This is a genomic window from Halomonas sp. JB37, from assembly GCF_002332255.1.
GTDB classification, from domain to species: domain Bacteria; phylum Pseudomonadota; class Gammaproteobacteria; order Pseudomonadales; family Halomonadaceae; genus Vreelandella; species Vreelandella casei.
The window spans coordinates 2,239,295-2,254,095 of the sequence record NZ_NRGW01000001.1 but is presented as its reverse complement, the minus strand read 5'-3'; the positions used below and the strand labels follow the sequence as shown (position 1 = coordinate 2,254,095).

Sequence of the window (14,801 nt, the reverse complement as noted above, 5' to 3'; positions counted from 1 at the left end):
ATGCTGCCCGCCAACCCTGCATTTCGCATAATTATGCGCTAAAACTGGTCAGTTTAGCGGTGATTGCGTAAAATGCTGCCCTTCCGGACCGGACCCCGGAACGCCGCAGCCGTTAATCACGGCCCGCGATCAATAAATTCTCCGACAAAGAGTATTTCTTATGTCATCAACACCCTCAGTGGCTGCTGACAGCACCACGACCGTTGTTATCTATTCCGGCGGAATGGATTCTTACACCGTGCTTCATCGCGCGCTGCGTGAAGGGCTCAATGTCCATGCGCTGTCTTTCGACTACGGTCAGCGCCATGCCCGCGAGCTAGATACGGCCCGACAAGTTTGTAACGCGCTTGGGCTACCTCATCAAGTTGTCGATATTCGCGCCATTCATGGTTTGATCGATAATTCAGCGCTTACTAATCCACACCAGGCCATGCCTCAGGGCGACTACGCCGAAAACAATCTTCGCTCCACCGTCGTGCCCAATCGTAATATGATTTTGATATCGTTGGCGATTGCCAAGGCGGTTAATATTGGCGCTGGGCGAGTCGACTATGGCGCCCATGGTGGCGATCATATTCTTTACCCCGACTGCCGCCCTGAATTTGTTGACGCTATGAACCACGTAGCGGGCATTGCCAATTTCGAACCTGTAAAGCTGCACGCTCCTTACCTTTCTGCCAGCAAGGCAGATATTCTGCGCGACGGTTTGGCCATGGGCTTAGATTATCGCCATACCTGGACATGCTATGAAGGTAGAGAACAGGCCTGTGGCGTTTGCGGCAGCTGCACTGAACGACTCACGGCCTTTGCCGCTAATGGCGTGACGGACCCACTACCCTACAGCGCAGATGTCGCAGCAGGTCAGCGCTGATGTATCACGTCAAAGAAGCCTTTTACACTCTCCAGGGAGAAGGCGCTCAGGCGGGCAGAGCGAGCGTATTTTGTCGCTTTAGCGGATGTAATCTGTGGTCAGGCCGAGAGGCCGATCGCGCAACGGCGAAATGCACGTTCTGCGATACCGATTTTATCGGTACTAACGGCCTAAATGGCGGTAAGTTTGCAGACGCCAACGCCCTCGCTGAACACATTGTATCGCTGTGGCCCGAGATAAATAATAAGGCGACTCCCTACGTGGTATTCACCGGTGGAGAGCCGTTATTACAGCTTGATGAGGCGCTCATAGAGGCCCTACACAGCCACCGCTTTGAAGTGGCGGTAGAAACCAACGGCACTCTAGCGCCACCGGCTGGTATCGACTGGCTATGCGTTAGCCCAAAAGGCAACAATCCGCTAGCCGTTACGCAAGGGGATGAGTTAAAGCTGGTTTTCCCTCAGACGGATGCACCTCCAGAACAGTTTAGCGGCTTTAGCTTTACTCACTTCTACCTACAGCCCATGGACCTTGCGCCACTGAATAAAACTGCGTCTACCGTTGCCCAAGCGACGGCCTATTGCATGGCCAACCCCCAGTGGCGCCTATCGCTGCAAATACACAAATTAGCAGGTTTTGATTAATGTCCTTATTCGTTCAACAACTGACGCATATCGACGTCTCTCTTTGGTGCCCCACGCAAGGTTTGGTGGGCTGCAGCTGGCAAGTAGACGCCATACTCGATGGCGAGCTCGGCGAAGACGGCATGCTGTTTGACTTTGGTGAAGTAAAACCGTGGATTAAGCGCACGCTGGACAGCGGGTTAGATCACACTCTGCTAGTGCCGACGCTTGCACCCGGCGTAAGCATTACGGACTGCGCGGAAGGTATCTGCGTTAATGCTACCGCGCCTTACACGATGGAAGTCCGCGGCCCTAAGGAAGCATTTACTTTACTGCCCTGGCCTGCCATCACCGCCCCCCGTATAGCCGAGCACTTAAGCCAGATACTTACCGAACGTCGGCCTGATAATGTCCATAGCGTTACGCTAACGCTAAGCGAAGAGGCCACTGAAGGTGCCTCGTATGGCTATAGCCACGGCCTCAAACGCCATATCGGCAACTGTCAGCGCATTGCTCACGGGCATCGTTCCAGGCTGTATATATGGCAGCAAAATGCACGTCAGCCACAGCTTGAACAGCAATGGTCGGAGTGGCTGAATAACCGCTACTTACTCGAAGAGGCTGATATCGCCGCCCAGGATAACGAGCGCCTTACCTGCCGCTATCAGGCAGCTCAAGGCGATTTTGTCATTACCCTGCCTCAGCAGCAGTGCACGATATTGCCGGGCCCTACCACGGTGGAAAATATAGCGGTTTGGCTAGCGAAACAAGTTGCCACGCAAAGCGGACAAGCAACGCGAATCCAGGCATTTGAAGGTATTAACAAAGGCGCTATTGCTATGTCTACGCCCAGTCCCAGTGTTACGCCATGAGTGAAGGATGCCGTGCGGGGTGCGGCGCGTGCTGCATCGCGCCTTCAATTAGCTCTTATATTCCCGGCATGCCGGCAGGCAAACCGGCGGGCGTAAGATGCGTGCAGTTGGATGAGCATAACCTGTGTCGCCTATTTGGCGATCCTAGCCGCCCAAGCGTTTGCACGCGCTTTAACTTTGACCCCAGCGTCTGTGGCGAGCACCGCGATGAGGCACTCGCCACACTGACCTGGTTAGAACAAAGTACCTGCTAAAGCGGCGAAGCTCGCCACTAACCTTCCGCACCCACCGGAATAGCCGTACGGCGGTCTAATAAGCTGACCCAGCGCGTCAGCACTGGCGCATCGCTGTGGCTGACCTCGCTCAATAACCGTCTAAAGCTGTCTTTAGCCTGCTGATCATTAGGTTCAATGTGCGTCAGCCATAGCTCTAAGGCCGCTAGTTCCTGATGACGATTGCCGTGCTCTCGAGACTGATAAATAGCCATTTGTGCAAGCGCCTTCACCTCATGAGCCGGGTAGCCAAGCAAGCCGCGAACTTTTGCCAGCTGGGTGGCAAGCTCAGGTAAAAAGAGCGTCGTACGCTCACGGGCAATCACCAAGCACTGCTCAAGATAATCGTCTGCAGCGCTTAATTCGCCTAGCTCAATACAGGCGTCAGAATACCAGAATGCCGGCCGCTGATAGCGGTCGCGCCCATTAAGCTCAGCCATTTGGTCCAAACTGTCGCGAATATGCACTAAGCCTGCTGCGTCTCCCACCAGCGCTCGCTGCCAGCCAAGAATGCTCTGTGCGGAAATTTGCCACAGCTGCAGGTCTGGGGTGGCCGTCATGGCCGCTGCCCGCTCGGCGTGACGCGCGGCTAAATGCACATGACCTATTTGACGGTAAAGCGCCGCGGCGACGAGTAGAGCCATTGCCAACGTACCCGGATGAGCAATCTTTTCAGCCAAGCGAATGGCGGCAGACACTTGGCGCTCGGCGCGTTGATAATCGCCGCGCAAACAAAGCGCCCAGCCTTGAAAGCAGGCAGCCGACACCTGCGGATGATCAGAGAAAGGCAGCCACTCAATCATCATCTGCGCATTGAGGGGATCAATTTCATCTAAATGATCGTGCGCCTGCTGAATACATCCTGCCCAATACTCACAGTTAGCGCGCGCATAGTCCGCCAAACGACGATAACGTGGGTCTTCAAGGCGTGCGGCAATATCAGTAAGCGTTGAAGCCAATGCAAACGCGTCCGCATGAGCATATCGTTGGCTTCGCCCTACCCACAGCCCCCACTTCACTAAAAATACCTGCTCTAAGTCTTCTGGATCTTCCAAGCTATCAATGCCTGATTCGCGCAGCAGCTCACGGGCGCGCACAAAGCTCTCATGGGCGATAGGCGAACCATGGCCTTCTAATGAAAACGCCGCTTGGCCACGCACGGTTAGTAGGCTCACTTCACGCTCAATTTCGTGATCTACGTGGCGTAAACTGGCCAAGCCAGCATCGGCCATACGCAGCGCAGTACGATTAGCACTCACTTTAAGCGCTTCCCGAGACGCCAATTCAAAATAGCGTGCGCCACGGGCATAGTGACCGCTACGCCGGAGGTGCGTTGCAAAATCGCCTGGATGACGACTAATCCACACCGGAAAGCGTTCCTCAATTAAAGTGACTACCTGTTGGTGTAGCTTGACACGCACATCACGCGGACAAGAGAGATAGGCCGCCTCCTGAAGCAGCTGATGGCTAAACTGATACTCGTGCACACCGCTGTCATTCTCGACCGGTTCGACAATTTCTAGTAGCCGCATATGCTCAAGCGCCTGGCCAAGGCGCGCTTGATCCCAACCGCTGCACTCAAGCAGAAAGTCCAGCCTGAAGCGCTTGCCAAGCACGGCAGAGACATGGGCAATTTCGCGATCACCTTCTAGCTGATCAATCCGGCTAGCCAGCAGCCCCAACAACCCTTTGGGAAGCTCATCAAAATGGACGCTGCGCCCTTCTCGACGGTCCATATCTAGGCGACGACAAATCTCCTGCATATAAAGCGGCACGCCATCGCAGCGCTCTATAATTTGATTACGCAGCCGCGGGCTTAGGTGGATTCGGTAGCGACGTGAAAGCTGTGACAGCAGCCGCGATGATTGCAGCGCATCAAGATTGCCCAAGCTAATTTTCTGATCCCAATGCAGCTTCACCGGTAGAGCATCACGCCCATGGTGACTAGCAACCAGCATAAAAGCGGTATTGATAGGCAGACGTGCCTGCAACCCGGAGAGCACTTTAAAAGAAGGTTCATCTAGCCACTGAAGATCATCGATCATCAGCACCAGCGTGCGCGTTTCTGCCTGGCGCTCAATTAAGCGATGCAGCAGCATGACAACTAGCTCTACGGCTTCACCGCTTTGCGCCAGCTGAGTAATCTCTTGCACTTTATGTACGCCCAGCGCCTCTTCCAACAAATGCTGACGATCAGGATCGAGAGGCTCTAATTCTAGCGTTATTTGTAGCGCCTGGATGATCTCTACACTTAACGGCTGCTTTAGATACCAGCTAACCAGCGTACGGGCGACGCCATAGGCATCAAGTGCTGACATACGCGTCGTAGGCTGCCAGCAGATAGCCGCATCGCGGCTAAGCTCCAGTTGGCGAAAACCCACCATGAGCGCAGATTTACCCATGCCCGAGGGCCCGCGAACCAGCACGCTTTGACGCAGGCCAATACCGGCCCGGGCTAGCGCATCGCGCAGGGTGCGCAGTGCGGTTTCGCGACCGACTAAGCTGGGCGGTAGCGCATCGCGGCCGCCTTCATTTTGCCCCAGCACCAGTGCGCGTAATCGCACACGGCCATCACTGGCCATCAAACGAGATACTAATCGTGGCTGAAGGTCGAGTGCTGGCGGCATGTGCTGGCTCGCTTCTTGAGAAATAACCAGTTCACTGCCTTCAGCCGCACTCATCAATTCCAGCGACGTTTGCGTGACTTGGCCCAGCGGGTCAGCCAATTGGCGCTCTGGTAGATACACCACTCGCCCGCTGTGCAAACCAGCGGCCAGTTCAAATTGCGGTACACTGCCTTCGCCCGCCCAGTGACGAACGATTTCTAACGGCAGCGCCTGACGACAATGCTCATAAAGCGCGACTAATTCAGCAAGCTGGTGTGCAGGCCCATGGGTGCCAAAGCAGGCTAACCCTAAACCACCGGTCGCGCCAGGCAGCCAGAAACCGCCTAAGTGGCGGCACTGCTGCTCCAGCCAGCGCAATAGCTCTAGCTGTAGCGCAAGGCAGTTACGCATCGCCGCACGGTCTTGCCAATCCCCTTTTAAGCGCAGCCGAATAGCCATGACCGAAAGCTGGCGAAGCTCTATTTCATCTTCACGCAGTGGTTTGCTATCAACCGCCAGTGCGCGAGAAAAAGCGCCCTGAGGACTCATCAAGCGCGAGTCGTGATGGCCGTCAGACCAAAAGCTGGCCAACTGCACAAAGCTGGGTTCCGGCTGCTGCCCTGACAGCGCCAATAGCTGTAAATAGCTATTGTAGTGCTCATGAGCAGCGGCCATTTTGTTCTGCTCAGCCAACTGGCGAACCAAACGTTCGTGAAACGGACCGTAGCCGGAAAACCGGCTCACCAGTGCTTCTAAAATAGCGCCCGGCAAGTCAGCGTGGGCCTCCAGCACTTGCTCAGCAAAGCGAACCACGCGCTGGCGCCATTCATTACGTACCTGCACTAACCAGCGCTGAAACTCACTACAGCTGGACAGCTGCAGCTCTTCAATCAGATCGCCTTGATAGCAACACATCAGTGCCTCAAGGGTGTCTAAATCTCTCGGACCCTCAAGCAGCTGCTGCAGGGTATGCAAATCCACCTGCCAGTTTGCCGGCAGTTGAAAGGCAATCGTTTGACGAGACACGCTTAGCACCTGATCAGCGCTCTCACCAAGCGACTGGCGCAAACAGTGCAGCGCATGACGCAAATTGGTTCTACCGGAGGACAGCCCTTGGTCGGGCCACAAAAGCTCTGCTAGCGCCGCCCGATTAACCGGCTGGCGATGCAGCAGCAGATAAACGAGCAAGGCTTTGACTTTGTCGTAGCTGAAATGAGTTAGCGCATCCTCGCCTTGAGTGAGCGAAAAATGGCCGAAAAGAGTTAATTGATCAGTCTCACGAGCATCGCGCATGATAGACATCCTGCCTAGGCTAGTAGCGGCTTAAGCGGGCACACCGCTATGAAAACGAAAAGCCGTATCGGGCGAAGTAATCAGCTCCGCTTCACGCGCCACAAAAAAAGCGATTCGATCATCGATTGCATTCGATGTTTGCTGGCGAGCCAGCATTAGGTAATCTTCAAAATGACGACCTTCAGACTTCACCAGCGTGCGATAAAACTTGGCGAGCTCTTCATCTAAATAGGGAATTAAGCAAGCAAAGCGCTCGCAGCTACGTGCTTCAATCAATGCCCCGATAATTAATATATCGATCAAACGCTCAGGGTCATTGCTGCGCAAATGCCGCCGAAGCCCCTCAGCGTAGCGGGAAGCCGTTAAATGCTGATACGCCACTCCTCTCGACTCCATCAGCGAAATCACTTGCTCAAAATGCAGCAGCTCTTCTCGCGCTAACTGCGACATTTTGCTCAGCAGCAGCGGTTGATCGACGTAGCGATAGAGCAGGCTCATTGCCGTCGATGCGGCTTTCTTTTCACACTGCGCATGGTCAATTAAGAGCGTTTCAGGATGTTCGATCGCCCATTGCAGCCATGCGACAGGCGTAGCGCAGGCTAGGAACTGATTGAGGCTTTCAGGCAGAAGATCATCGGCTCTAAGCCCATGAGAGGCGGCCTGCAAAGCACTTAACTGTATCGACATAACACAACCACCGACCCCACGTATCATTATGGTATAGCACATAAGCGCTTGGCGCTTAGTTCTCAGATATTTACTTAGCACGCTTACTTGCATGACTAATATAGTGAAGAGCTTAAAAAGCCTCCAGGTCTTTTATTAACACATCAATAGCCTGTAGCAGCTCAACCCATGGTAACGCGCTGTAACCACAATCACACCCGCCAAACGCCTAGGCTGTCACCAAAAAATGCAAAAAAGTGCTCCATTTAAGACTAAAAAGATTAATTAAACATGTTTTTAGTGGGTTGCCGCCGCAACATCAGCACAAAGTACAAGTGTCTGTTCTGCTTGCCAGCTTAACATTGTCGACAGTTTGTCGTAGAATCTCAGCCATCCATCCAGACGCTGTTTGTCAAGCGTGTACTACATGCGATCGGCCACACTTTTTAACACTGCGCAGTTAACACCGTGCAACGTGCAGACCGTTACCATGAAAATGAAAAAAGCAAATGAGAGGGCCCCAACGTGATTGAAGCTTACCGCCAGCATGCCGAGGAACGTGCCGCTGAGGGCGTCCCGCCCAAGCCCCTAAACGCCGAACAAGTCGCTTCACTAGTTGAGCTACTGAAAACACCGCCGGCTGGCGAAGAGGAATTCATCCTCGAGCTGATCACCAATCGGGTACCGCCAGGCGTTGATGAAGCCGCCTATGTCAAAGCGGGCTTTTTAACCGCTATCGCTAAAGGTGAAGCAACGTCTCCGCTGATCGATAAAGTGCATGCTGTCAAATTACTCGGCACCATGCAGGGCGGCTACAACATCGTTTCGATGGTTGAGCTGCTCGATAATGAAGAGCTAGCCCGTGAAGCTGGCGAGCAGCTTAAGCACACGCTGCTTATGTTCGACGCCTTTCACGATGTTGAAGCGCGGGCCAAAAATGGCAACAGCGTTGCAAAAGACGTTATTGAATCCTGGGCAGAGGCTGAATGGTTCCTGTCTAAACCTGCACTAGCAGAGAAAATCACCCTCAGCGTGTTTAAAGTGCCGGGTGAGACGAACACGGATGATCTGTCACCGGCTCCAGATGCCTGGTCACGCCCCGACATTCCGCTACACGCCAATGCGATGCTCAAAAACGAGCGTGATGGCATTGAGCCAGCAGTGCCTGGCACAACGGGCCCGCTGAAGCAGATTGAAGACGTTAAAGCTCAGGGCTTTCCTGTCGTATACGTGGGCGACGTTGTAGGCACCGGCTCTTCACGTAAATCAGCCACCAACTCCGTTTTATGGTTCTTCGGTGACGATATTCCTTACGCACCGAATAAGCGCGCTGGCGGCTTCTGCTTTGGCAATAAAATCGCGCCTATCTTCTTCAATACGATGGAAGATTCCGGTGCTCTGCCGGTTGAAATGGACGTAGCCAATCTGCACATGAACGATGTTATCGACATTTATCCCTACCAGGGAAAAGTGTGCAAGCACGGTACCGACGACGTCGTCACCACGTTTGAGCTTAAAACGCAGTTGATTCTTGACGAAGTACGCGCAGGCGGTCGTATTCCGCTGATCATTGGCCGTGGCTTGACAGGCAAAGCTCGTGAATCACTGGGGCTGCCAACATCAGAGGTTTTCCGCCTACCCGACCAGCCTAAAGATACTGGCAAAGGCTTTACCTTAGCGCAGAAAATGGTGGGTAAAGCGTGTGGTCTGGAAGGTGTTCGTCCGGGCATGTATTGCGAGCCGAAGATGACCACCGTTGGCTCACAGGATACGACTGGCCCGATGACCCGCGATGAGCTGAAAGATCTTGCTTGTCTTGGCTTCCAAGCTGATTTGGTCATGCAGTCTTTCTGCCACACCGCCGCGTATCCTAAGCCGGTCGATGTAGGCACTCACCACACTCTTCCCGACTTCATTATGAACCGTGGCGGCGTATCGCTGCGTCCTGGCGATGGCATTATCCACAGCTGGCTGAACCGCATGCTGCTGCCTGACACTGTCGGCACCGGTGGCGATTCACATACGCGCTTCCCGCTCGGCATTTCCTTCCCTGCAGGCTCAGGCTTGGTAGCCTTTGCCGCGGCGACGGGCGTTATGCCGCTGGATATGCCGGAATCGGTACTGGTTCGCTTTAAAGGCCAGCGCCAGCGAGGCGTTACGCTGCGCGATTTGGTTCACGCCATTCCGCTTTACGCCATCAAACAAGGCTTGTTGACCGTCGACAAGTCGAATAAGATCAACGCTTTCTCTGGCCGTGTGCTAGAAATCGAAGGCCTTGAAGACTTGACCGTTGAGCAAGCGTTTGAGCTTTCCGATGCATCTGCCGAGCGCTCAGCGGCCGGCTGTTCGATTACGCTTTCGGATGAGAGCGTCACACAATATCTGAAGTCCAACATTACGCTGCTGAAGTGGATGATGGGCAACGGCTATGGCGATGAGCGCACGATTAGTCGCCGTATTGAAGGCATGGAAGCATGGCTTGCCAATCCAAGCCTGATGCGGGCTGACAAAGACGCCGAGTACGCTGAAATTATCGAAATTGATCTGGCTGAAATTAAAGAGCCGGTTCTATGTGCGCCGAATGATCCAGACGATGCGCGCCTGCTATCTGACGTAGCGGGCCAGAAAATCGATGAGGTCTTTATCGGCTCATGCATGACTAATATCGGTCACTTCCGTGCGGCCGGAAAATTGCTTGAAAAGCAGCCGGCAGGTAGTTTAAAAACTCGCCTTTGGCTGGCACCACCGACTAAAATGGATCAGCATCAGCTGACCGAAGAAGGCTACTACGGTATCTACGGCCGCGCCGGTGCGCGGATGGAAATGCCGGGCTGTTCACTGTGTATGGGTAACCAGGCCCGCGTTGCTGCCAAGAGCACCGTGGTGTCCACGTCTACACGTAACTTCCCGAACCGACTTGGCGATGGTGCTAACGTGTACCTCGCCTCTGCGGAGCTGGCTGCCGTTGCCGCAGTAGAAGGACGCCTACCCAGCGTTGAAGAGTACCAACGTTATATGGGTGAATTTGACGCCATGGCTGGCGAGATTTATCGTTACATGAATTTTCACGAAATTGAGGAGTATCAGAAGATCGCCTCAAACGTGATTCCGGTCTCGCAAGAAGCCTGACCGCCCCATCGCCGATGCTCGCACCATCACAGCCAGCGTGACTTATCACACAGGCTGAGTCGATGACCGAACGCCCCGCCACTGTGTAACAGAGCGGGGCGTTTTTTTCTTTTGCATAAGGAGCGCATGATGCCCCATTCCATTCAAATCGTGACACCGGACCTATGCGACGCACATCCTGACGTTGCGGTGCTTGACCCCATGTTTGCCAATTTTGGTGGTCTCGACGCTTTTTATGGCCCTATCCGCACCATCAAATGTTTTGAAGACAACTCACTGGTTAAGCAAGCTGTTACCGAACCCGGCAACGGTGCCGTATTAGTAGTAGACGCAGGTGGATCATATCGCTGCGCCATGCTGGGCGATATGCTAGCAGAACAAGCGGTAGCAAACGGCTGGGCGGGCGTGGTGATGTACGGCTGCGTACGCGATGTTGATATTCTTGCCAACCTTCCACTCGGCGTTCAAGCACTAGGCAGCCATCCGCGTAGAAGCAATAAACACGGTGAAGGCCAGCGCGATGAGCCAGTGGTGTTTGCTGGGGTCACGCTTAAACCCGGCCAGTGGCTGTATGCAGATAACAATGGCATCATCCTTGCTGAGCGCGAGCTGCCGCCATCTTAAGCGAATTTTGCCATAACGGACCAATGCTTGCTTAACCACGTTGCTCTTCTACGATCCTCTTGCCAGGCGTGGCAGTTGCTGCCACTCTGGTAATTCATTCTAAACATTTAATGACAATGCAGCCGTTGACCCACCTTGGCTCTGCCTTACTACGCACATTGCGCGATCATCTGCGTCCATTGATCGCCTATCATTTATTTTTCACTCTGCTCGCTTCGGCCCTGCTGCTGCCCGCTATTACCTGGGTGATACGTGGCTTGCTTGCCCAGCTAAATCGCACCGTAGTGACCAACGATGAACTGATCGCTCTGCTGTTTAGCCCGCTGGGGCTTATCGGCATGCTGGTTGGGCTTGGGTTCACGTTTCTAATTATTTACTGGCAGCAAGCCGGCATGCTACAAGTAGCGGTCAGGCCGCGAGACAACCATTATCGTCTCGCGCTTGAGGCACTCTGGCTAAGCACCCGCCGGCTGCCTGCCCTAGCGGGCCTGGTCTTTCTCCAGGTCGGTACGCATCTACTTCTGCTAGCGCCCTTTATGGCAGCCCTTGCTTGGCTCTATAGCGTGTGGCTAAGCGGCATAGATCCCTACTATTTACAGCGTGTGCGTCCACCCGCACTATGGTATTTCATTGCATGCGCCCTGCCGCTAATCGCCGTTTGGATATGGGCAGCATCGTGGCTCTATCTACGCTGGCTGCTGGCCCTTCCATTAGTGGCGCTGGAAAATTGTCCCCCTTGGCTGGCATTAAAGCGTAGTGTTAGCCTAACGCAAGGCTGGCGGCGCTCTATTGGTGCGGCTGTACTTCTACTGTTAGTGATTATTATTAGCCTACCTTTCCTGGCTACTTTGCTGTTCGACCGTCTTTTCACGCCAATGTTGTGGTGGCTTCCCGAGCACAGCGCAGTACTTATTCCCGCCATGTTGGCGTATTTAATTGGCTATGTACTACTCACGCTCACCATTACCTTTGTCGGCATTGCGACTAATGCGCTGCTTTCTGCATGCCTCTATATGCAGCTGGCTCATCATGAGCCTCGTCCCGCGCCCCCAGCGACAGATGCCAATGCAGGCAAGCTTGCCTGGGCAGTTGAGCTTAGCGTGTTTATTTTTGCGGGTCTGCAGGCCTGGTGGATACTCAATAGCTTTGAGATACGAGACAATGTTGCCGTCATTGCTCATCGCGGCAGCTCTATAGTGGCGCCTGAAAATACCCTGGCAGCCGTCGATCAGGCGCTAATCGATGGCGCTGACTATGTCGAAATTGACGTCCGCTTGAGCACAGATCAACAGGTTATGCTTTACCATGACCGAAGCTTGGCAAGATTAACCGGTGATAACCGTGAGTTTGATGATTTAACCCGAGAACAGCTTAGCCAATATGATATTGGCAGCTGGTTTGGCGATGCTTTTCAAAACGAGACCATACCGGGCTTAGATGAAGCACTCAGCCTTGTGCGCGGTAAGGCAGGCTTAATGATCGATATGAAGCCGTCACCTGGTCAGGAACAGGCATTAGCCGATGCCGTGATAGATACTTTAAATGCCGAGAGTGATCTGCGCTACCGCTGCTGGGCAACCCAACAAAGCGCCTTCGATGGATACACTGCGTGCGGTTTTCCCAATGCGCTTTTAGCTACGCGCGTTGCCACCATGTCGCCGTCCTTACTCACGCATATTCATGAACGAGCGCCAGCCCTGCGCGTCACGCTGCTGGCACAGCTAATTCTTCCTGGAACGCTAGATAGGCGCGAGTTTGATGCGCTCGGGTTAAGACACAACCGTATCACTGAAGGGGAAATTCGTTTAGCGAGGCTATATGGTTACGAGATACACGCCTGGACGGTTAACAGCAGTGCCCGAATGTCGACCTTAATCGACCTGGGTGTCGATGCCATTATCACCGACTACCCAGATCGTTTAACGGCGCTTATTCACGACCGCCGCGAGTTAAGCGACGGTGCGCTAATGCTGGTGAAATTGCGTAACTGGCTACGCCAATAAACCGCTAATCACCCATAACGACGCCTTCACGGCGCGGGTCAGCACCACCAAACAGCGTGCCGTCCTTACGACGCATAATGGCCTGCAGCCCGCTAGTCAGCTCACGTTCGCTGACGGTGTGTCCGCGCTCGCGCAGCGCATCTATCGTGGCTTCAGAAAAACGTCCCTCCTCAACAAACACATCACCGCCCAAGGTAATCGCATGAGGTAGATTCAGTGCTTCTTGCGCATTGAGCCCCCAGTCGCGCAGCGCAACCAATGTACGGGCCGTGTAGTGAATAATCGCTGCGCCACCTGGCGAGCCTAAGCTTGCCACTAGCTCGCCGCTTTCTTGGTCAAACACTAGCGTTGGGCTCATGCTAGAGCGCGGCCGCTTGCCCGGCTCTACGCGATTGGCCACCGGCTCACCATCCACCTCAGGTTCAAATGAGAAATCGGTCAGCTCATTATTGAGGAAGAAACCACCGGCTAAGCCTGTACCACCGTCGGACAAAATTCGTGAGCCAAACGCTTGTTCAATGGTGGTGGTCATGGCTACGGCATTGCCGTCTTCGTCGATAATACTAATATGGCTAGTACCATATTCAGGCTGGTCTGGCTGAGAAGCCCAGGTTATCGCCAGTTCACCAGGATTACCTGGCTCGGCGCTGTCGCCCATGCTCATCTCGCCAATCAGCGCGCTGCGCTGCTGAAGATAGCTTGGTGCCAGCATCAACGACCAATCGCCACCGGGTGCGTCTACAAAGTCGGGGTCCGCAATATAACGACCGCGGTCCGCAAATGCTAAACGCGAGGCTTCTAAGAACTGATGCAACCACCCACTGCTAGAAGCACCATTATTTAACGGCGCTTCAAGCAACGGCTGCTGGTCGAGCATGCCTAGAATCTGCATGACGGTTAGATGGCCAGACGACGGCGGTGGAAAACCACACACTTCCCACTGCTGCCACGGTGTGCACAGCGGCTCGCGGTCAACGGCTTCATAGCCGCTCATATCCTCCAGAGTCAGGGTGCCGGGACGCTCAGGATGGCTCTGAACCAGCGCTACGATATCCTCTGCCACCGCGCCTTCATTTAAAGCATCGCTGCCTTGGGCAGCTACGCGTCGGAAAATTTCTGCTAAGGCTGGGTTTTTAAGCGTTTCACCCACGGCGATGGGCTCGCCTTCCTCATCATAATAAAATTGGCTGGCTAGAGCGTCTTGACGCAGGTATTCATCGCTAGCAAGGGTAGTATGCAGACGATTGCTAACAGCAAACCCTTCCTCTGCTAGCGTAATGGCGGGCTTAAATAGTTCTTCCCAAGCCAGCTCACCATGTTCAGCATGTGCTTTTTCAAGCATTCGAAGCGTACCCGGCACACCCACTGAAAGCCCGCTGGCCACCGCGTCCATAAATGCTATGGGCTCGCCGTCTTCCATGAATAGCTCACCGGTTACGCCTTGTGGCGCCGTCTCGCGGCCATCGTAAGCGCGAATGTCTGCGCCATCGTAATACATCAAAAAAGCACCGCCGCCAATCCCGCTGGATTGAGGCTCAACCAAATTTAATACCATCTGCACTGCGATGGCGGCATCTATCGCGTTACCACCAGCTTTTAAAATCTGGTAGCCCGCGTCGGTCGCCAACGGGTTAGCTGCAGCGACTGCAAATGAGTCGGCGGACCAACCCGGCTTTTCTTCATAGCCCGACTCGACTTCAGGCGAGATTGAAGGTGCTTCATAGCTAAAACCCCAGCCATATATCGGCACTACCAGCAAACTTGGCAGTGCAAATTTCATCTGTTTTGGGGACATCACAACGCCCTCCCGCGTTTTTTTGAAATGATCAAACTGGCGATAAC

At 54.0% G+C, this 14,801-nt stretch carries 10 protein-coding genes; 7 read left to right on the top strand and 3 right to left on the bottom strand.

What is annotated here, in order from left to right; translation table 11 throughout:
• Positions 1-160 precede the first annotated feature (160 nt).
• From queC to CIK78_RS10475, 4 genes are read left to right on the top strand one after another with little or no spacing between them, the layout of a single operon-like run.
• Positions 161-871, top strand: a complete 711-nt coding sequence (gene queC / locus CIK78_RS10490) for a 7-cyano-7-deazaguanine synthase QueC (protein ID WP_096279785.1) — start codon at positions 161-163, stop codon at positions 869-871.
• Complete coding sequence (gene queE, locus CIK78_RS10485; RefSeq protein WP_096279783.1) at positions 871-1,515, top strand: 7-carboxy-7-deazaguanine synthase; 645 nt, start codon at positions 871-873, stop codon at positions 1,513-1,515. Before queC ends, queE begins: the two co-directional genes overlap by 1 nt.
• Positions 1,515-2,366 (top strand): 6-carboxytetrahydropterin synthase, encoded by an 852-nt coding sequence (locus tag CIK78_RS10480; RefSeq protein WP_096279781.1) that lies wholly within the window; start codon positions 1,515-1,517, stop codon positions 2,364-2,366. The genes queE and CIK78_RS10480 overlap by 1 nt, the downstream gene beginning before the upstream one ends.
• A complete protein-coding gene (locus CIK78_RS10475) occupies positions 2,363-2,620 on the top strand; it encodes a YkgJ family cysteine cluster protein (RefSeq protein WP_096279779.1) in 258 nt (85 codons plus the stop codon). The genes CIK78_RS10480 and CIK78_RS10475 overlap by 4 nt, the downstream gene beginning before the upstream one ends.
• Before the next feature lie 17 nt (positions 2,621-2,637).
• Here the strand turns inward: CIK78_RS10475 and CIK78_RS10470 are convergent, their stop codons facing one another.
• Positions 2,638-6,537, bottom strand: a complete 3,900-nt coding sequence (locus CIK78_RS10470) for an AAA family ATPase (RefSeq protein WP_096279777.1) — start codon at positions 6,535-6,537, stop codon at positions 2,638-2,640.
• A 30-nt stretch (positions 6,538-6,567) separates the two neighbouring features.
• Positions 6,568-7,224 (bottom strand): tRNA-(ms[2]io[6]A)-hydroxylase, encoded by a 657-nt coding sequence (locus CIK78_RS10465; protein WP_096279775.1) that lies wholly within the window; start codon positions 7,222-7,224, stop codon positions 6,568-6,570.
• Positions 7,225-7,728: 504 nt separating this feature from the next.
• On the opposite strand from CIK78_RS10465, the gene acnB reads away from it, so the two are divergent.
• From acnB to CIK78_RS10450, 3 genes are all read left to right on the top strand, one after another.
• Positions 7,729-10,332, top strand: coding sequence for a bifunctional aconitate hydratase 2/2-methylisocitrate dehydratase (gene acnB / locus CIK78_RS10460; protein WP_096279772.1), 2,604 nt, complete (start codon positions 7,729-7,731; stop codon positions 10,330-10,332).
• A 126-nt stretch (positions 10,333-10,458) separates the two neighbouring features.
• A complete protein-coding gene (gene rraA, locus CIK78_RS10455) occupies positions 10,459-10,956 on the top strand; it encodes a ribonuclease E activity regulator RraA (RefSeq protein WP_096279770.1) in 498 nt (165 codons plus the stop codon).
• A 116-nt stretch (positions 10,957-11,072) separates the two neighbouring features.
• The gene (locus tag CIK78_RS10450) at positions 11,073-12,959 is read left to right on the top strand and encodes a glycerophosphodiester phosphodiesterase family protein (RefSeq protein ID WP_225734426.1); all 1,887 of its coding nucleotides are present in this window, start codon (positions 11,073-11,075) and stop codon (positions 12,957-12,959) included.
• A gap of 4 nt (positions 12,960-12,963) precedes the next feature.
• Here CIK78_RS10450 and ggt read toward each other — a convergent pair whose 3' ends face one another.
• On the bottom strand, positions 12,964-14,754 hold the full coding sequence (gene ggt / locus CIK78_RS10445) for a gamma-glutamyltransferase (protein ID WP_096279766.1): 1,791 nt from the start codon (positions 14,752-14,754) through the stop codon (positions 12,964-12,966).
• Positions 14,755-14,801: the final 47 nt, after the last annotated feature.